Consider the following 19183-nt stretch of genomic DNA (forward strand, 5'->3'; position numbering starts at 1 on the left):
GACGTCTCTCGGTTGACCGGGCGTTCGGGGCGGACAGGGCTGCTCAGGGTGCCTGTTCCAGGGAGGGCTGCAGGGTGGGCAGCAGGGTGGGCAGCAGTTCGGCGAATACGTCGACCGCGGCGCCCATCGCTTCATCGCTGCCGGGTCCGCCCATGGCGGTCCGGGCGAGTATCCCCTCGCGGGAGGCGAGCAGGAACGTGGCGAGGCTCTGCGCGTTGATGCGTGTGCCGTTGCGGTCGAGCAGGAGCGCTACGGCCTCGGTCACGGCTTTGTCGTGTTCGTGCAGCCGTGCGCTGAGTTCCGGGCTGCGGGCGGCGTCGAGCCGGAACTCCAGGAAGAGCAGGATCCAGTTCCGCTCGCCGGGATCGACCGCCAGGAGCAGTTCCCCGATCCGGCGGGCCGCCCCTGGCGCCGGATCGTGGAGCAGGCGCTCCAACTGGTCGAGCCGGTGGCCGGAGTGGCGGTCGAACAGCGCGAGGACGAGGTCCTGCTTGCTCTCGAAACTGGAGTAGAAGGCCCCCCGGGTATACCCGGCCGCCGCGCACATGTGCTCGATGGTGGTCTTCGTGTACCCCCGCTCGACCAGCACCCTCTCGGCGGCGTCGAGCAGCCGTTCACGGGTGTGCGCGCGCCGACGAGGCGGTCGGCCGGAATCGGTGGAAGCAGGGTTCGATGAAGCCACGCGGAAACGATACAACATGTATTTAATACAGTGTGTATCGAACCGCCGTACGGTCGAAGCCCATTGGGACGCCGCACCCTCTGTACCCCTCCGTGGAAGCCGGCCGAAAGGCAGTGGGACGAAGCAGTCGGAGTGAGACGCATCGGGTGAATCTCGCTGGTGGGACGGGGAACGTCCCCGTTAGCATCCGACGATGACGACGCCGGCAGACAAGCCCTTCCGCGATGCGGTGCGTCGAGCTGACGTCGGCTGGCTGGCCGGCCATCTTGACGCGCAGCTCTGCCCGCCGGCCGTCTTCGAACGCCTCATCCGGCACGACGATCCCCGCCTGCGGTACCTGGGGTTGGTCCTTCTGGCCGAGCGCGTCACGTCGGGCCGGACGGGCGACGAGCTTGAGATGGCCGAGCTCGCGGAGCTGCTGCCGGTATCAGTGGAGGGACCGCCGGAGGCGGTGCTCGTCCTGGCGCGGCTCCATGAACGACTGGGGTCGCATCTCCAGGGGCTCCGCCGGCCTTCGTGGCGCACGGCTGAGCTGCCGGCACGGGTACAGATCGCTTGGCTGCGCGCTGAGCTTCTCAACGAGCCGACGGTGATCCGGAAGGAGCCTCCGGGCGAACTGCTGTACCAGGCCGTGCGGGAAATGACCGTCACCTGCGCGCACCGGCCTGGGCCGCTCGTGAACGAGCTGGTGGGCAGCGGGGACCCGGTGTTGCAGGCCGCGGCGCTGCAACTGGCCCGGCAGGGGCTGCACGCCGGTCTGCTGGCTCCCGCGCTGGTTCGCGAGTACGCGATCAGCCTGCTCGGTGTCGACAGCGCAGACGTCGTCGCCGCCGCACTGGGCGAACTCACCGAGCCGTGGGCGGCGTTGGATTCCCTGCCGCCGGGACGCCTGTCTCCCTTTCTCGCTGCCGATTCGGTGATCACACGGCCCGAGGTGGCCGATGCCGCGATCGCGGCTGCCGCCCATCATGGGCACCGTGCCCTGCTGCGGCAGGTCATTGACGATGAGGATCTGCCGCCGGGTCTTCGCCGGCGCGGGATGGAACTGCTCGGTGACCTGGCGGACCGCGGTGACATCGGCGCATTGTTGGCCATCGCCGCACGGGACCCCTTGCTGTTCGGCGGGCCGGCGGTGACATGCCTGCGCGGACTCCACCGGCGCGGGCACTTCCCGGACGGTCCACACGTCCCGTCCGTCATCGGCCTGGCGCTGGCCGATCACTCGATTCCGCCCCACGAGGTCGCGACGATCCTGTTCACCTGCCGGCAGGTGATGTTCCGTGTACTGGTGGATGCGGCGGCCGACGATCCGAGCTGGCCGCGGCGGCTCACGCTGCTGGTCGCCCTGGCCGGACAGGGGGCGGGGGAGCTGCCGATCGGGGACGCGATCACACGGGTTCTTCCCTCGGCTCCCGTGCCAGAGCTGTTTCTCGACGCGATCCGCGCAGTGCGCCATGCGGATGCCGAAGACGCCGTGATCGCTCTCCTGCCGTCCGCTCCCGCCGCGGCCCTGGATGCTCTGGAGGCCATCGGCGGGCACCGGACGGTGACAGCGTTGAGGGAAGGGCTCGGTCTCGCCACGGCGGAGACCGTGGGCGTGATCGCGCCGCATCTCCGCGCGGTGCGGAACCGCGCCCTTGAGACGCTGTGGCATCTGACCCGCGATCCGTCACAGCGACGTGCCATCCTCGTCCGTCTCGATCCCGCCGATCTGCCGACTCGCATCGCGACGGATCTCGGTGGCCCGGACGAGCAGGAACTGGCTCTCCTGAGTTCCCATCTGGACCCGGACGAACCGGTGGCGGCACTGTGCAGACTGGCCGCCCACGGCGGCGCCGGCACGCTGCCGGTCATCGCGGACCTGCTCCTGCGTATCGTGGCCGGGCTGGCGGCGTCCTGGGAACCGAGCGGAGCCGCCCCGAGACGCGAAAGCGGACAGCCGGCCGGGGAGCCCGTGGTACCCCAGGAGATCCTGGATGCCGTACACGGCCTGGGCCGTCGTCTCCACGAGCGGGGACGGATCAGGCCGGCCTGCATGCTCGACGCGGCGACTGCACGCGAGGCCGGACACGCACTCGTCGCGACCATGGGTCTGGATCTGCTGGACCGGCCGGGACTGTCGAGCGGCGAGCAGGCGATCCTGCTCGAACTCCTGCTCCGAGCCCCCTACGCGCGCACCCGTGCGCGGGTGCACCGCCTGCTGCGGCACCGCGACCGGCACGTGCGCAAGCACGTGATCGCATTGCTCGCCCGCGACGCCACCGGGGACGATGCGGAGGCATTGTCGGCGACCTTGATCGCGCTGACCGCAGCCCAGGACATCCAGACCGTCCGGCAGGCGCTGCTCGCCCTCGGTCACGCGCGGGCCCGCTGGGCCTCCACCGCGATCGCCGCATGTCTCGGCCATCCGAACATGAACATCAAGAAGACCGCCGCCGGGGTTCTGGTCCGCGCGGGCACGCCCATGGCGGTACCGGCACTGCTCTTCTGGCTCGGGCGTCACGACAATCCAGGCCTGCGCGGTTCGCTCATCGAGGCGCTGCGCGCCATCCTCGGCGACGCATACCTGGCGACCGTCCTCGCCGCCGCCGAACAGAGCGAAGACGGCCGCGCCCGCGAACTGCTGCTGGCAGGCCTCGACCGCACACTGTCGGCGCGCTCGGTCCTTGCACTGGACGACCAGGCATCACGGGTCGCACCGACCCTGCTTGCCCTGGTGGCGACCGGCCGGGTCGGCCTCGCTTCCGGGACGGTCGAGGAGCTGTCGACGGCCATGGCCAAACACGGGATCACCCCGCCCGCCGCGCCGCGGTCGGCGGCGGACACCGGAGCGGACCTCGACGTCAGGTCGCTGATGGCCGAGGGCTGGAATCCGTCGGTCGCGCTGCGCATTGCCGCACGGCATGAGCAGCCGCACCCCACGCAGCTGCGGGTGCTGCGGCCCATGCTGCCGGACTGGCTCCGCCTGGCCGGCTCGGAACCCGCTGTCCGAAGTCGCGTACTGCGGCTCACCCTCCGGCTCTGCCCTGCGCCGTGGACGACCGGGGAACTGACGGCCTTCGCCCGGTTCACCAGGGTCCTGCTCGACGGGCTCGCCGAGGCCTCGGCCGGAGACCGGCACGACCTCATCACGGTGCTCGAAGCGGTCGCGCCGACTCTGCCGGAGGCTCTGAAGCCGGCTGTCGCCGATGCTGTACGCGCGCTGCCCTCTGCACCCGGGAGCCGGTCCGTACTGACGCTGCTCCGCGGCCTCGGCGCGGTGCTGGTCCGCGCCGACCTCGAGCAGGCACTTGCTTCGGCCCGGCTGGGCGCCAATCCCTGGCAGGCCGAGACCGCTGTGCTGCGGGACGCGTTCGCCGCCCCGCAGTCCCCTGCAGCCACCTCGCCGGCCGAGGCCGAGGAGTGGCGAGCCGCGCTGGATGCCGCAGTGCGCACGCCGGGCGCCCTGGAGCAAATCCGCCGACTCCGTCGACTCCGCCGGCAGCACGACGGCATCCCGGGCTCCCGGGACCGCCTGAGCGCACTGATCGATGTCTACCCCTCTGCGGGCCCCGAGACCCGCGCCGCCCTCATCGACTGGATGACGGACATCCAGCCGCTCGACGCACCACCCTGGACCATCGCCGAGACCACCCACGCGCCGGCGCCGCGACCGCGGACCGTGCACCTCGACGACCTCGACCAGCCCCGTTCGACCGCACTGCGGGAGCGCCTGCTGGCCATGCTGCAGGGATCCGCTCCGGATCACCGGCACACTGCGGCCCTGGCGCTCTTGGAGTGGCCCGAGCCCGAGGCCAGGCTTCCCGTGCTCCGAGCATTTCTGCAAGGCCGCATCGACGTACCCGTCGGTGTCGACCTGGCCCGCACACTGAACACCATCGGCGAGACGGAACTCCGCGCGGATGGCATCCTGCACGACAGGGTCGCTCTCGCGGCAAGCCGGCTCGACCCGTGGGACCTGGAACCGCTGGTCCCGCTACTGCTGGAATGGTGGGAGCACGACCCGCCGTCCAGCAGCTCCGCAGCCGGGCGGGCGCTGCGCCGGGTCCCCGCCGACGTGCTGGCAGAGCGCCTCGGTGGCCGGCTCGACGCCGGCGCCTGGGGGTTCCTCGACCTGCTCTGCGGGCGTTCCCTGCTGCGCACCCCTGTGCTGACGCGGACCTGTCGGCGGCTGCGCGCCGAAGGCCGCGACGACCTCGCGGACAGGCTGCTCCTCGTCGAGGGTCCGCTGCGCCGCCCGGACGCTGTACGGCAGGACGCCGCCGCGCTGGCAGAGCTCCGCGACCGCGCCCCGGCCGCGTCGTCGGGAGCGGCACAACCCCCGTCCCAGCAGAAGCTGTTGGACCTGGCCAGGGCCGGCGACCTGGTGCAGATACGCCAAGCACTCGCGCGGCTGGCCGAGGGACACAGCGGCCCGGAGCCAGATCAGGACCCCCGTCTGCGGGACCTGATCGGTGGGTTGCTGCATCATCCCCAGCCCAAGGTCCGCCTGCACGCCCACCGGACCTCAAGGGCAATGCTGGACTGGCAGACCTACCTGCACCACACGTCGATCTTGCTGGACGACCCCCGGCCAGATCTGGTGCGCACGGCGATCCGGATTCTCTGCCACGCGAACTGGGCACCCGCGATACCCGCCCTGACCGGAATGCTGGAGCACTCCCATCCCGTCGTCCGTAAGGCTGCGGCCAAGGGGCTCATCGAAATGGGCACACCGGCGATCCCCGCCCTCAGACATGCCGCCGTCCACGTCCGTCCCGACAGGCGGTCCCTTTACACAGTGGTTCTCGAACAGATCACGGCCGCATCTGCGGCTGCCCCGGGTGGTCGGCTGAGACGCGGGTGGTCTGCCGAGAGCTGAGCGGGACCAGCCGCGCCGGGTCGGCAGCAGGGCCCGGACCGCGCGTCGCGGTCCGGGCCCTGCCCGTGCGGTGCCGCCCTGCTGCGGCGGTGCGTCAGCGCTGGGCGGTGTCGTCGCTGGCCTGCCCGGCGGCGGCCTCGGCTGCGCGGGCCTTCTCGCGCATCTTGCGCACCAGCTCCGCCTTCTTGTCGGCGGCACCCTGGCGGTCGTGGTTGCGGTGCGGACCGTTGTTCTGCCGTTCGGCGCGGGACAGCTTCTTGCGCTGGCCGCCGCCCTGGCCCACGGGGTTGTTGATGTTCTTGCTGTCGGTCACGGGTTCTCCCGGTGATGATGTGAAGTGATCTACGGATTCATCGGTGGGGGACGGGCGCGGCGACGTCGAAGGACGTCAGCAGGGGCCCGTCACGCTCTCACTCGTAAATCGGCGTCTGGAAGAACATGACAAAGACGTTACCCGCTTCCGGCGGCCCCGCACGCCAAGCTTTTCGCCACCCCGGCGCCGGCCGGGCCTCCGGCGAGCGCCCGGGGTCAGCTTGCGCCCAGCTGTTCGGGACGACCTTTAGCCATGGGGTCGGACGGCGGTGGTCTGCGGTGAAGATCCACGGCCATTGGACACTGTCGACTTGTAGCCGTCCTGCGGGACAGCACAGGCCTGGCGCCGACGAACGGGTGGCACAGCACGGCGGCGTTTGCGCTGGTGAGGCGGTGGCCTGGTGTGGCTACGCACCGTTTCGGGGGTCTCGGGCGAGGGCGGGGCGTCAAGGCAGGTGCTGCTCGGCCCAGCGGTCGGCGAACCGGCCGGGGCGGGAGCCGGGATGTGTGAAGTGGCTCGTCGAGTCGCCGCGTTGGCACAGGCGGGTGTGCTGAGCCAGGTGCTCCTCGGCGAACGGTCGGGAATTCGCCGGCGCGGAACAGTCGAGTGGCCGAGGACCGGCTGCAGAGACACGGCGGAGGCACGATTCTGGGCGAGCTGAGCACCAGCTGTTCTCCGTGCGATCACCTCGGGGCGCCGGCGTCGCGACCTTGCAGGGTTCGGGCTGGTGACACTGCGTGGCTCTCGTCCTTGACCGGTTGTGCGCTGTCGTGCCAACTCCTGGGCGCAGGAGGTCAACGCGGTCGGTCGGGTCGCTCGTAGCTTGAAAGAAGTGCCGGGCCGCGGAAGCGGCGGGCACGCTGCCGATTGCTTCGAAAGGACCCCTCATGTTCGACATCAACAAGGTGAAGGCTGCCCCCAGCGCGGACCTTCTCACGCCCGACAACGCGGTCATGCTCTTCGTCGACCACCAGCCGCAGATGTTCTTCGGCACCGGCAGCGGCGATCGCGGCGCCATCATCAACAGCACCGTGGGTCTCGCCAAGGCGGCCAAGGCGTTCGATGTTCCGGCCGTCCTGACCACGGTCGCCGCCGAGTCGTTCTCCGGGCCCCTGCTGCCGCAGCTCGCCGAGGTGTTCCCCAAGAACGAGATCATCGACCGCACCACCATGAACGCCTGGGAGGACGAGGCGCTCGTGGCGGCGGTCAAGGCGACCGGCCGCAAGAAGATCATCCTGGCCGGTCTGTGGACCGAGGTCTGCCTGGTGCTGCCCGCGCTCTCGGCGCTGGAGCAGGGGTACGAGGTGTACGTCGTGACCGACGCCTCGGGGGGCGTCAGCCCGGCCGCCCACGAGCACGCGCTGCAGCGGATGATCGCCGCCGGCGCGGTCCCGGTGACCTGGGTCCAGGTCCTCCTGGAGCTGCAGCGCGACTGGGCGCGTCAGGAGACGTACGGCGCGGTCATGGAGATCGTCAAGGCCCACGCGGGTGCGTACGGCCTCGGTGTCGTGTACGCGCAGAGCGTCATCGGCGCGCACGCGGCGGGCTGACCCCTGTGGACACCGGCATTCTGATCCTGCGTCTGCTGGTGGGACTGCTCGTCGCCGGCCACGGTGTGCAGAAGGTCAGCTCGCACCTGGGCGGCAAGGGACTCGAGGGCGGTACCGAGGAGTTCCGCACCGACGGCTTCCGCGGCGGTGCCCTCACCGCCCTGGCGGCGGGCGGCGGTCAGATCGGATCGGGCCTGCTGCTCGCCGTCGGCCTCCTGACCCCGCTCGCCGCGACCGGGGCCATCGGGGTCATGACGGTCGCGCTCACCGTGAAATGGCGCCACGGGCTCTGGGTGCAGAACGACGGATACGAGTACCCACTCGTCCTCATCGGCACCGCCGCCGCCCTCGCCGCCACCGGCCCCGGCGCCTGGTCCCTCGACGCGGCCCTCGGCCTCACGCCTTACCCGCTGTGGTGGGCCGCCCTCGCGCTCGTGGCCGGCCTGGGCAGCGGACTCCTCACCCGGCTCGTCCTGCACCGGCCGGCCCCGGCGGCGCCGCACGCCGCCGCCCCCGGCAGGCGCTCAGCGCGAGCCGCGCAGACCGGGTCCGGCCGCCCGCGTACCCCCGACCGGGCGGCCGGGCCCTTCCCACTCTCTCTCCCGAGCAGGAGCACCCGATGGACACACTCACGACCCCGCACGGCGGCGGCCAGCCGCTTCTGCACCAGAAGGGCGCCGAGACCCAGGCGTTCGGCACGCTCAAGCAGTTGCCGATCGGCCTCGGCCACGACACGCGCATGTACGGCTGCCAGCGGCTGAACCGCGTCCTCGCCGACACGCAGATCCTGTACTTCCTCTACAAGAAGCACCACTGGCTCATGCGCGGGGCGACCTTCTACTCGCTCCACCTGATGCTGGACAAGCACGCCGAGGCCCAACTGGCCATCGTGGACGCGCTGGCCGAGCGAGTCCAGAGCCTCGGCGGCGTCGCCGTCGGGGACCCCCGCCACGTCGCGGAGCTGACCGCGATCCCCCGGCCGCCGGACGGCGTCGAGCCGGTGCCCGTCATGCTGTCGAGGCTCCTCGACGCGCACGAGCGGATCCTGATCGACGCCCGGGACGCCGCCGCCCGGCTCTCCGGGGAGGGCGACGAGGGCAGCGCCGACCTCCTCGTCTCGGATGTCATCCGTACCGGCGAGGCGCAGGTGTGGTTCCTGGCCGAGCACCTCGTGGACACCCCTCTGGTGCACGGCTGATGGACACGTACGACGTCGTCGTGGTCGGCGGCGGTCCGGCCGGCGAGGTCGTCGCCGGCCGGACCGTGCGGTCGGGGCTGACCGCCGTCGTCGTCGAGGCCGAGGCGGTCGGCGGCGAGTGCTCCTACCGTGCCTGCGTGCCGAGCAAGGCCCTGCTGCGACCCGGCGCCGCCCGAGCGGCGGCCCGCTCGGTGGACGGTGCCCGGCAGGCGGTCACGGCGGCACTCGACCCGGCGCGCGTCCTGGCCCGCCGTGACCGCTTCACCGGGCTCGGCGACGACACCGGCCAGGCCGACTGGCTCGACGGTGCGGGCATCGCGCTCGTACGGGGGCACGGACGGCTCGCCGGCGAGCGCCGGGTGGAGGTGACCGGGGCCGACGGCACGGTCCGTACCCTGCGCGCCCGGCGCGCGGTCGTGGTCTGCACCGGCACGGAACCCGCCCTTCCGCCGGTCGAAGGGCTCGACCGGATCGGTGTGTGGACCAGCCGGCAGGCCACCACGGCCGACGCGCTGCCTGAGCGGCTTGTCGTCATCGGTGGGGGAGTGGTGGCCTGCGAGATGGCCACCGCGTGGCGCTCGCTCGGTTCCTCCGTCACTCTGCTGGTCCGCAACCAGGCCCTGCTGACCGGGTGGGAGCCGTGTGCCGGCGAAGAGGTCACCCGGGGGCTGAGCGATCTGGGCGTCACGATCCGTTTCGGGGTGTCGGCCGTCCGGGTCGCCCGTGGCGCCGACACCCGCACGGTGACCGTGAACACCGACGACGGCACCGCCCTCGTCTGCGACGAGGTCCTCGCCGCAGTAGGCAGGCGCCCGCGCACGGCGGACCTCGGCCTGGACTCCGTCGGACTGCCCGCAGGCGACTGGCTCCCGGTCGACGACACCTGCCGGGTCACCGCGGTCGGGGGCGAATGGCTCTATGCCGTCGGCGACGTGAATCACCGTGCGCCGCTGACCCATATGGCCAAGTACCAGGCCCGCGCCTGCGCGGCGGCGATCGCCGAGCGAGCCGCGGGGCGCCCGGCCGTCACCGGCGGCCGGCAGCCATGGAGCGCGGAGGCCGACCACGTCGCCGTCCCGCAGGCCGTCTTCACCCGTCCCGAAGTCGCGAGCGTCGGTCTCACGGAACGCGCGGCGCGCGAAGCGGGTCTCGCGGTACGCACGGTGGAGTACCGCATCGACGACGTCGCAGGGGCCGCGCTCTACGCGGACGACTACCGCGGCCTCGCCAAGCTCGTCGTCGACGAGACCCGACGGGTCGTCGTCGGCTGCACACTCACCGGCCCGATGGCGACCGAACTCGTCCACACGGCCACCGTGGCCATCGTGGGACGACTTCGTCATGCTGAACGCGCTGCGCGAGACGCGGGCCGCGGAGCTCGCCCTCGGTCTCGCCACCGACACCCTGCGCAAGGCCCTCGCATGACCGGGCCGTCGACGAGCATGCCGGTGGCGGGCCTCGTCCCCGCCCCGCGGAGGGAACACGAGCACGCCGACCTCCTCGTCCGCAACGCCAAGGTGTTCACCGGCGACCCCGCCCGCCCCGAGGCCCGTGCCGTCGCCATCCGCGACGGCCGGGTCGCGGCCCTCGGTGACGACCACGACCTCGCCCACCTCGTCGGGCCGGGAACGAGGGTCGTCGACGCCCTGGGCCGCCGGGTGATCCCCGGCCTGAACGACTCGCACCTGCATGTCATCCGGGGCGGCCTGAACTACGTCCTGGAGCTGCGCTGGGACGGCGTACGAAGCCTCCGACACGCCCTGGCGATGCTGCGCGAGCAGGCCGGCCGCACCCCCAAGGGGCAGTGGATCCGGGTGGTGGGCGGCTGGACCGCCGAGCAGTTCGCCGAGCGCAGGATGCCGACCGTCGCCGAGCTGAACGCCGCCGCCCCCGACACCCCCGTCTTCGTCCTGCACCTGTACCAGTCGGCCCTGATGAACCGGGCCGCGGTGCAGGCAGCCGGATTCACCCGTGACACCCCGGATCCCCGCGGCGGGCAGATCGTACGGGGCCGGGACGGCGAACCCAACGGCGTTCTCCTCGCCGCGCCGAGCGCTCTCGTCCTGTACTCGACCCTGGCCAAGGCACCGGCTCTCGACGAGGACGACAAGCGGACATCGACCCGTCACTTCCTGCGCGAACTGAACCGCTTCGGACTGACGTCCGCGGTCGACGCCGCCGGCGGGTTCCAGAACTTCCCCGACAACTACGCCACGGTCGCCGACCTCGCCAGGTCGGGGGAGCTGACCCTCCGGATCGCCTACCACCTCTTCCCGCAGACGGCCGGGCAGGAACTCGCCGACCTGAAGCGCTGGACCGAGATGGTCAAGCCCGGGGACGGGGACGAGTGGCTCCGGCTGAACGGCGCGGGCGAGAACCTGACCTGGGCGGCCGCTGACTTCGAGAACTTCTCCGAGCCCCGGCCCGAGCTCGCCGCGGGCTACGAGAGCGAATTCGAGAGCGCCGTCCGGCTCCTCCTCGAGAACGGCTGGGGCTTTAGGCTCCACGCGACCTACGACGAGGCCATCCGCCGCGACCTGGCCGTCTTCGAGAAACTCGCCGCGGAGGGACTGTTCCCCGGCGGCAACCGCTGGCTCTTCGACCACGCGGAGACCGTCTCGGCCGGCAGCCTCGAGCGGATCGCCGCCCTCGGCGGCGCCGTCTCGGTCCAGAACCGGATGTCCTTCCAGGGCGCCGCGTTCCTCGACCGCTACGGCGCCGAGGCCGCCGCCCACACCCCTCCGGTCCGGGCCATGCTCGACCGCGGCCTGACCGTCGCGGCCGGAACCGACGCCACCCGCGTCTCCTCGTACAACCCGTGGGTCGCACTGCACTGGCTCGTGACCGGGCGCACCGTCGGAGGCACCGCGCTCTATCCGGCCGGGAACCTGCTCGACCGCGAGACCGCCCTCGACCTCTATACCCGCGGGGGTGCCCGGCTCACCGGCGAGCAGGACGTCAAGGGAACCCTGCGAGAAGGCTCGTACGGCGACCTCGCCATCCTCTCCGACGACTTCCTCACCGTGCCCGAGGACGTCATTCCCGACATCGAGTCCGTCCTCACCGTCGTCGGCGGCCGGTCCTGGATGGTGACGTGGTCCCCGAACGCCTCATACACCTTGAAGTGCAGTTCCATCCCGCGCTGTCCGATCCGGCAGCCGCCGGGCCACGGCAGCCGGGCACTGCGCCGTAAGGCGAGGAGGGCGGGCACCAGATAGTACGAAGCCCGGATGGCCGAGGCGCGGCTCGGGTCGGGAACGGCGGGCGGGTGCTGGGGCGCCATGACGAGCAGGCTGTCCGGCCGTCCGACTGCTTGCGCCACGTGCCAGCCGGTTCCCTGGAGGAGGGCCGCCATCGCCTGGACATCGGCGCTGGCCGGAACGTTCTCCAGCTGGACGTTCCGGCGTACGGCCGCCGCGGTCGCCAGCATGGGAAGGGCGGCGTTCTTGGAGCCGTCGACGGTGACGGATCCTGCGAGCGGGTTGCCGGGGCGTACGGCGATCACTTCGGCGTTCGAGGCCGAAACCCGGGTGGGTGCCACGATCAACTCCTTCAGTCGAGAGGTTGGGGGAAGGCGGAAGTTGTGGGGTGGGCCGGGTGGGCGGCGACGTCGAATTCGGCCCAGCAGGTCTTGCCCGAGGAGCCCTGTTCGGCGCCGTGGTCGTCGGCGAGGGCTGCAATGATCAACAGACCCCGGCCGTGCTCGGCGTCCGGGTGGACGGCGTGATTCCGGGGGACGGCCGAGCTCTGGTCGCGGACCTCGAAACGCAGCCGGTCGCCGCGCAGGCGAGCTGTGATGGATGCGGTCCCGGCGCCTGCGTGCCGGACGGCGTTGGCCAGCAGCTCGCCCGCCACGCTCTCCGCTCCGTGCAGGTCGTCGGTGACTGCGTCCCGGCGCCAGCCGTGGACCTCGTCCATCACCGTGCGTCGGGCGCGGGCAGCGCCTTCCGGTGTGCCTGTGACCGGCAGGGTGACTTCGTGCACTTCCATGGGCGGCCTCCTGGAGGGGTGCGGTTCCACCAGGCAAGCGGGCCGAGGGTGCCGCCCGCGACGCAGCACGCAGGTCGTGCATCGTTCATGCAGCTTCTCCATGGCGGGCAATTTCCCTACCGATAGGCTCGGTTGAGCAGGCAGGATCGGTCTCGGCAGAAGGGGCCGTGGCGCAGACGGCCGACACACAGGGCGAGGCACACCGCATCGGTGCGCTGATCCGCCGGGCAAGGGTCTTACAGAGCCGCTCACAAGCGGACGTGGCCGCCGAACTGGGTTACCACCAGTCGAAGATCAGCCGCCTGGAGGGCGGCCGCGGAACCGACGACATCCGGGTCCTCCGCGAAATCGCCCAGGTTCTGCGGATCCCGCCGGCCCACCTCGGGCTCGCTGAGGCCGCAAGGGAAGCCGAGTCCCCCGATCCGGAGACAGACGACATGCGCCGCCGTACCTTCCTCGCCGCCGGCGTCACCGCGCTGGCCGCCCCCGTGCCCTCTGCGCACCCGGCGCTGGTCCAGGCCCTCCTGCCCGGCGTGCTCGCAGACCCGACAACGGAGCCGGCCTCCACGGACCGGCTCCGCCTACGTGCCACCGCCATCCGCAGGCTGCTGACCACGTGCGACTACGCGGAGCTGGAGCGCACGCTTCCCGGCCTGATCACGGATCTTCGCCATGCCCTCGGCAGTTCGTCGCGGCCCGAGGAAGTGTCCCGCTTCCTCGCCACGGCCTACCAGACCTCGGCCAGCCTCTTCCTCAAGCAGGGAGACGCGGGAACGGCCTGGCTGGCCGTCGGCCGCGCCATGGCGGAGGCCGAACGCTTCGGCGACCCCCTCGTCCTCGCCGCCAGTGTCCGGCTCCACGCGCACGTCCTCGTCCGCGAGAAGCACCCCGGCCAGGCAGTCACGCTGATCCGGCACACCGCTTCCCAGCTCACCGGCTCGTACGACCGTCGCTCCCCGCACCACCTCGCCGTCCTCGGGCTGCTCCTGCTGCGCGGAGCCACGGCCGCGAGCCGTGCGGACGACCGTGCCGCCACCGGGGAGTTCCTCACCGAAGCGGAGGAGGTGGCCCGGTACGTCGCCCTGGACCGGCCGGACGCCTGGGCCAACTTCAGCCCGACGAACGTCACCCTGCACCGGATCAGCGCGGCGGTCTCCTTCGGCGACGCGGCATCGCCCTCGACGCGGCCCGCCCGCTCATGCACCGCCACATCCCGGTCCCCGAGCGCCGTGCCGCACTCTGGATCGAAGCCGCCCGCGCCTACACCCAGCAGGGCCGCCTGGCCGACGGCTACCAGGCCCTGCGGATCGCCGAGACCTGCGCCGCCCAGGACGTACGACGTCCCGCCGTCCGCGAGCTGGTCGCCGACATGGCCGCTCGGGACCGCCGTCGTACGCTGCCGGAGCTCCACCACTTCAGCCGCCGACTGGGAGTACCCGCGTGACCGAGCCGCAGTCCAAGCCCTTCCTGTACGTCGTCGTGTGCGCTGCCGGGATCGCCGGAGACGTCGGCAGACTGATCACCACAGCGCATGAACGGGGCTGGGACGTCGGGGTCATCGCCACTCCACAGGGTCTCGAGTTCCTCGACACCCGGGCGATCGAGGAGCAGACCGGCTACCCGGTCAGGTCCGCCTGGCGCTCACCCGGCGAGGCACGGACGTACCCGCGGGCCGACGCCATCGCGGTCGCGCCGGCCACGTTCAACACGGTCAACAAGTGGGCCGCGGGCTTCGCCGACAACCTGGCCCTCGGCATCCTCTGCGAAGCCCCCGGCATGGGCGTCCCCACGGTCCTGCTGCCCTACGTGAACACCGCGCTCACCGCCCACCGGGCCTACCGGCGCAGCATCGACGAGCTCCGGGAGATGGGCGTTCTGATCGGCAGCTACGAGCCCCACCGTCCGAAGTCCGGCGGTGGGGCCGATCGCTTCCCTTGGGAGGAAGCGGTCGATCTGCTCGCGCCGCTCCTCCATGCTGGGGCCGAGCCGCAGTGAACGTGTCGCCATCGCCGCTCGGGGCAGCCGGCCCACCCGACCTGGAGGAGCAACATGGAGCAGCAGAACGCTGAGGGTCGACCGGCTATCGCAGCGGCCGTCGTGGTGTACGAAGGCCGCGTGCTGATCGTGCGGCGCTGGGTCAGCGAAGGGCGGCTCTCCTGGCAGTTCCCCACTGGTGCGGTCGAGCCGGGCGAAGCCCGGGAGGAGGCTGCCGTACGCGAGACCCTGGAGGAGACCGGCCTCACCGTGAAGGTGCTGAAGCTGCTGGGGGAACGGGTTCACGCTGGCACCGGCCGCTTGATGTCGTACACCGCCTGCGAGGTGGCCGGCGGCCACGCGCATGTCGTGGACACCGACGAGCTGGCCGAACTCGCGTGGGTGGCCCACATCGAGATCGAGGCCCTGGGGCGGTCCCGAACCCGACCGGGAGAAGGGCTCTTTCCCGCTGGTCCTGACCACGACCTACGGCAACGCGATCCGCGCCAACATCTTCAACGACGAGGTGTGGAAGCCTGCCCTCGCGAAGGCCGACGTGATTCCCGTGCGGGAGAAGGGCCAGCGCTGGTAGGCGTCCCGTAAGGACGGCTTCCACGTCCTCCGGCACACCTACGCCTCCGTGATCCTCGAGGCGGGCGAGTCCGTGGTCACCCTCGCCCGGTGGCTCGGTCACTCCAGCCCGACCATCACCCTCGACCACTACGCCCACTTCATGCCCGAGGCCGGAGGCAAGGGGCGTGCGGCAGTCGACGCGCTGCTCGGAGTGGCCCCTCAGTACGTCCCGGAAGACCTTGCCCTTGCCTGAGAACGGGTGGCACAGCACATGCTGTGCCACCCGTTCTCGTTGGCGGGTCACGCGCTGAGTCTCATGCCGCTCGACGCCAGGGCAGGCGGGAGCGGCGCGCGGGCAGTCCGAGCAGTTCGTGCAGGGCCTTGCCCTTGTGGGCCCATTGGTCGAGTCGATCTCGGTCGATCCAGTGGACTCCGTGGCGGTCGCCCCAGGCCATGGCGTCGCGCGTGAAGGAGCCGTTGGTGACGACGACAGCGTGGTCCGCCCTGTGCGCGGGCCCTGCCGTGCCCTTCACCTCGTACATCACCGACGAGCCGACCTTGCCTCCGACGCGGGTGTACTTCGCCTGCACCACTATCCGTCCGAGGGGGATCAGGACGCCGATCACGTCCGCGGCCTGGTCCCCTCCCCGGCCCACCTTCGTGGCCGCCCAGCCGTCGCGGACGAGGAGGTCGCGCAGCGCGTACTCGAACTGCTGATCGTCCATCGCGTCCAGCTCGGACAAGGTGATGCGCAGACGGGCCAGCCTCTCGCTGTCCGCGCGATGTCGGCGGGAGGCCCGTATCCGGAGGCAGGCCAAGCCGACGGCGAGGGCGAGACCGATCAGGACGAGCACCGGCCAGGCCGCAGCGGCCCTCGTGAGGAGGCGCGATGCGGCCTGTGCCAGGGCGACCGTGAGTGCGAGGGCAACGGCGGCCGCACCCAGTAGGTCTGCGGTACTGCGTGGTCGCCACTGCATGCTTCGCCGCCGCCGGGCCGTCACTGCCCGCCCGCTGGCGAGGAGACGGCGGGCTTCGGCGCAGGCTGCTGTTCGGTGGTGCTGTCGCCGAACCCGAAGACCTGGCCCCAGAGCCACACCACCGCGCACAGGCCGGCCACGGCCCAGACGCTCAGGCCCTTGGCCTTCCTAGGACCTGGCTTGCGGCGGATGTAGCTGCTCACGCGCACGTATCCGTCCGGAACCTTCGGCATGCTGATTCCCTCCCCATCGGTCCGCGTCGTGCGGACCTCCAGATCGGTTGTAGCGGCGACCACCGACAGAACCTGATGCACCGTCATGATCGGGCAAGCGGCAAGGGTGCAAGTCGGCCATGTCTTCGCGAGTATCTGGTTGACTGCATGGCCCGCTGGCCTGCGCGCAGGCTTTCCGGCCGTGTGTCACGTAGTGGAAATGCAGGGCGGACCGAATGGCCAGTTCCTGCGGAGCGCGGCAGGCGACGACTGCGCCGGGCGCCGCCCCGTTGAGGCGGCGATGCTGAGCGTGGTCGACCCTCTGCTGCGCATTCTCCCCAGATTCTCCCCACGGGGCCTCTGAGGGTTTGATTCATGGTTCGCTTCCGCTAAGTCGATCAGGCATGCGAGGTGCGTCGTTACAGCCAGTCGCGCTTCTTGAAGATGACGTACAGGCTTGTGCACACCACTGCCATCAGCAGGATCGCGAAGGGGTAGCCCGCCGCCCAGTGGAGTTCGGGCATGGTCTCGAAGTTCATTCCGTAGATCGTTCCCACCAACGTGGGTGCAAACAGGATGGCGGCCCACGAGGAGATCTTCTTGATCTCCTCGTTCTGTTCGAAGCCGGCTTCGGCCAGGGCGCGCATTTCGGCGTTCTGTTGTTGGGAGACCAGGGTGGCGTTCACCGTCAGGATTTCGGTCAGGGCCTGGCGGAAGCCGTCCACGCGTTCGCTGGTGTGGGTGACGTGGTCGGCCACGTCGCGGAGGTAGCGCTGGAGTTCCTCGTCCGTGCCGTACTTCGCGAAGCCGGCCATCAGGCCGTGGAGCATGCCGACCAGGGGGCGGGTGGCGCGCTGGAACTCGACCATTTCGCGGGAGAGTTCGTAGATGCGGCGGGAGACCTCCGGGTCGCCGCGGAAGACCTCCGTCTCGATCTCGTCCATGTCGTTCTGGACGCCCGCCACGACCGGGGCGTAGCCGTCGACCACCGCGTCGAGGATCGCGTACAGGGCGGCCTCGGGGCCGAGGGAGAGGAGCTCCGGGGTCTCCTCCATGCGGCGGCGGACCGCGGAGAGGTCCGGGGCGGCGCCGTGGCGGACCGTGATCAGGAAGTCCGGGCCGACGAAGATGTGCAGCTCGCCGAACTCGACCTCCTCCGGGGCGTCGAGGTACCGCGCCGCGCGCAGGACGACGAAGAGGGTGTCGCCGTAACGCTCCAGCTTGGGGCGCTGGTGGGCCTCCAGGGCGTCCTCGACGGCGAGCTCGTGGAGGTTGAACTCGGCGGCCAGGGAGTGGAGCTCGGGCTCGGTGGGGCGGTGCAGGCCGATCCAGGCCATGCCGTCGGGCTCGTCGCGCAGCCGGCGGAAGGTCTCCGCGAGGGTTGCGGGGGAGGCGATGCGCCGGCCGTCGCGGTAGACGGCGGAATCGATCACGCTGCGGTGGTTCGGCGGAGTGGCGGGCGCCGGTGCGGGCTGCTGGCCGGCCGGCGGGGAGGCGGGGGGCGTGGCGGGCGGGGGCGTGGGGCGGCGCCATCCCGTGCGCTTTCCGGATGGCGAGGGGCGGCGGTCTGGGCGCTCCGACATCGCAGGTCAGCTCCCGGTCGAACGTGTGTTTTCGGGCAAGAGGCAGGATATATGGAGGAAGATGCGCGAAGGGCTGTGCAGGGGTGCGGCCACCGGATTGCGGACAGGAGCTGTCCGCAAGGGGGGATAGCTTGCTGTCATGGCCTCCAGGACGACGCATCCCGATCCCGTACTCGATACCCGTTCGCTGAACCGTGCCACGCTCGCCCGCCAGCTGCTCCTGAGCCGCGCCGCAATGTCCGCGCAGGACGCAGTGGCGCACCTGCTCGGACTGCAGGCGCAGAACGTGAAGCCGCCCTACTTCCAGCTGCACGCCCGGCTCGCCGGATTCCGGCCCGCCGAGCTCGCGGAGCTGATGGAGTCCCGGCAGGTGGTCCGGATGGTCACCATGCGGTCCACCATCCACACCCACACCGCGCACGACGCGCTGACCCTGCGGCCGCTGGTCCAGGGCGCCCGGGACCGGGAGGTCACCTCCTTCCGCAAGGGCCTCGTCGGGGTGGATCTGGAGCTGCTCGGCGAGCGCGCCCGGGCGTTCGTGGAGGCCGAGCCCCGCACGATGGGCGAGATCCGCGAGGAACTGCTCACGCACTGGCCGGACGCCGATCCGCAGGCCCTGTCCGTCGCCGCGCGGTGCCGGCTCCCGCTCGTCCAGGTCACGCCGCGCGGGGTGTGGGGGCGCAGCGGGCAGGTACGGCTCACCACCGTGGAGCAATGGCTCGGCAGGCCCGCGGGGCAGAGGCCGCAGGCCCGGAGCGTGGACGACGTCGTACTGGGCTACCTCGGCTCCTTCGGGCCCGCCTCCGTCAAGGACATGCAGGTCTGGGCCGGGCTGACCCGCCTGCGGGAGGCCTTCGAGCGGCTGCGCCCGCAGCTGGCCGTCTTCCGCGACGAGAACGGCGTCGAGCTGTTCGACCTGCCCGACGCGCCCCGGCCCGACGCCGGCACCCCGGCCCCGCCCCGCTTCCTCCCGGAGTTCGACAACCTGCTGCTCTCCCACGCCGACCGGACCCGCGTGGTCGCCCCCGAGATCAAGGGGCGCACCTGGGCGGGGAACCAGGCCCACCGCACCCTCCTCGTGGACGGTTTCGTCGCCGGGCTGTGGCGGCTCGACGCCGGCCTGCTCACCGTCGAGCTCTTCGAAAGGGCATCGAGGGCGCAACGGGACGAAATCGTCGCCGAGGGGGAGCGGTTGATCGCGGAGATGGCGACCCCGGAAGGCCGTGGCTCCGTGCGCTTCGGGTCAATCCGCGGCTGACGCCGCTCTGGT

General features: G+C 71.3%; 12 protein-coding genes and 6 pseudogenes. 11 read left to right on the forward strand and 7 right to left on the reverse strand.

All coding sequences use genetic code 11. The annotated features are described in order from the left end of the window. Positions 1-43: 43 nt before the first annotated feature. Positions 44-682: a TetR/AcrR family transcriptional regulator gene (locus AB0I68_RS26365; RefSeq protein WP_363179841.1), complete on the reverse strand. Its 639-nt coding sequence runs from the start codon at positions 680-682 to the stop codon at positions 44-46. 193 nt (positions 683-875) lie between these two features. On the opposite strand from AB0I68_RS26365, the gene AB0I68_RS26370 reads away from it, so the two are divergent. Then, positions 876-5543 carry a HEAT repeat domain-containing protein gene (locus tag AB0I68_RS26370; protein WP_363179842.1) on the forward strand — a complete coding sequence of 1556 codons (4668 nt, stop codon included), beginning with the start codon at positions 876-878 and terminating at the stop codon, positions 5541-5543. Positions 5544-5637: 94 nt separating this feature from the next. Here AB0I68_RS26370 and AB0I68_RS26375 read toward each other — a convergent pair whose 3' ends face one another. Next, a complete protein-coding gene (locus AB0I68_RS26375) occupies positions 5638-5856 on the reverse strand; it encodes a DUF6243 family protein (RefSeq protein ID WP_363179843.1) in 219 nt (72 codons plus the stop codon). An 887-nt stretch (positions 5857-6743) separates the two neighbouring features. On the opposite strand from AB0I68_RS26375, the gene AB0I68_RS26380 reads away from it, so the two are divergent. The 5 genes and pseudogenes from AB0I68_RS26380 to AB0I68_RS26400 form a co-directional block, all read left to right on the forward strand. Continuing rightward, complete coding sequence (locus tag AB0I68_RS26380) at positions 6744-7406, forward strand: hydrolase (RefSeq protein WP_363179844.1); 663 nt, start codon at positions 6744-6746, stop codon at positions 7404-7406. A gap of 5 nt (positions 7407-7411) precedes the next feature. After that, positions 7412-7897, forward strand: a pseudogene (locus AB0I68_RS26385) (DoxX family protein); the annotation flags it as partial. A 128-nt stretch (positions 7898-8025) separates the two neighbouring features. Next, complete coding sequence (locus AB0I68_RS26390) at positions 8026-8604, forward strand: DNA starvation/stationary phase protection protein (RefSeq protein ID WP_363179845.1); 579 nt, start codon at positions 8026-8028, stop codon at positions 8602-8604. Beyond that, positions 8604-9890: pseudogene (locus AB0I68_RS26395) on the forward strand (NAD(P)/FAD-dependent oxidoreductase); the annotation flags it as partial. The gene AB0I68_RS26390 and the pseudogene AB0I68_RS26395, both read left to right, overlap by 1 nt. A gap of 135 nt (positions 9891-10025) precedes the next feature. Then, positions 10026-11684: pseudogene (locus tag AB0I68_RS26400) on the forward strand (amidohydrolase); the annotation flags it as partial. Here AB0I68_RS26400 and AB0I68_RS26405 read toward each other — a convergent pair. After that, positions 11681-12109, reverse strand: a pseudogene (locus AB0I68_RS26405) (UDP-N-acetylglucosamine 1-carboxyvinyltransferase); the annotation flags it as partial. The pseudogenes AB0I68_RS26400 and AB0I68_RS26405 sit on opposite strands and share 4 nt — an antisense overlap. Before the next feature lie 47 nt (positions 12110-12156). Next, positions 12157-12594, reverse strand: a complete 438-nt coding sequence (locus AB0I68_RS26410) for an ATP-binding protein (RefSeq protein ID WP_363179846.1) — start codon at positions 12592-12594, stop codon at positions 12157-12159. A 167-nt stretch (positions 12595-12761) separates the two neighbouring features. Between AB0I68_RS26410 and AB0I68_RS26415 the strand changes: the two are divergent. The 4 genes and pseudogenes from AB0I68_RS26415 to AB0I68_RS26430 all read left to right on the forward strand — a co-directional run bounded on the left by AB0I68_RS26415 (position 12762) and on the right by AB0I68_RS26430 (position 15394). After that, positions 12762-14038, forward strand: a pseudogene (locus tag AB0I68_RS26415) (helix-turn-helix transcriptional regulator). Next, positions 14035-14589 (forward strand): flavoprotein, encoded by a 555-nt coding sequence (locus AB0I68_RS26420; RefSeq protein WP_363179847.1) that lies wholly within the window; start codon positions 14035-14037, stop codon positions 14587-14589. The pseudogene AB0I68_RS26415 and the gene AB0I68_RS26420 overlap by 4 nt, the downstream one beginning before the upstream one ends. Before the next feature lie 54 nt (positions 14590-14643). Next, positions 14644-14988 (forward strand): annotated as a pseudogene (locus tag AB0I68_RS26425) (NUDIX hydrolase); the annotation flags it as partial. Between the two features lie 220 nt (positions 14989-15208). Continuing rightward, a complete protein-coding gene (locus AB0I68_RS26430; protein WP_363179848.1) occupies positions 15209-15394 on the forward strand; it encodes an integrase in 186 nt (61 codons plus the stop codon). 61 nt (positions 15395-15455) lie between these two features. Here the strand turns inward: AB0I68_RS26430 and AB0I68_RS26435 are convergent, their stop codons facing one another. The 3 genes from AB0I68_RS26435 to AB0I68_RS26445 form a co-directional block, all read right to left on the reverse strand. Continuing rightward, the gene (locus tag AB0I68_RS26435; protein WP_363179849.1) at positions 15456-16118 is read right to left on the reverse strand and encodes a restriction endonuclease; all 663 of its coding nucleotides are present in this window, start codon (positions 16116-16118) and stop codon (positions 15456-15458) included. Between the two features lie 20 nt (positions 16119-16138). Further along, positions 16139-16351: a hypothetical protein gene (locus tag AB0I68_RS26440; RefSeq protein WP_363179850.1), complete on the reverse strand. Its 213-nt coding sequence runs from the start codon at positions 16349-16351 to the stop codon at positions 16139-16141. 398 nt (positions 16352-16749) lie between these two features. Next, positions 16750-17913: a magnesium and cobalt transport protein CorA gene (locus tag AB0I68_RS26445; RefSeq protein WP_363179851.1), complete on the reverse strand. Its 1164-nt coding sequence runs from the start codon at positions 17911-17913 to the stop codon at positions 16750-16752. 139 nt (positions 17914-18052) lie between these two features. Here AB0I68_RS26445 and AB0I68_RS26450 point away from each other — a divergent pair, with 139 nt between their 5' ends. Then, positions 18053-19171, forward strand: coding sequence for a winged helix DNA-binding domain-containing protein (locus AB0I68_RS26450; protein ID WP_363179852.1), 1119 nt, complete (start codon positions 18053-18055; stop codon positions 19169-19171). The last annotated feature ends 12 nt before the right edge of the window (positions 19172-19183 follow it).

Origin of the sequence: Streptomyces sp. NPDC050448 (assembly GCF_040655295.1) — a bacterium.
Taxonomy (GTDB): domain Bacteria; phylum Actinomycetota; class Actinomycetes; order Streptomycetales; family Streptomycetaceae; genus Streptomyces.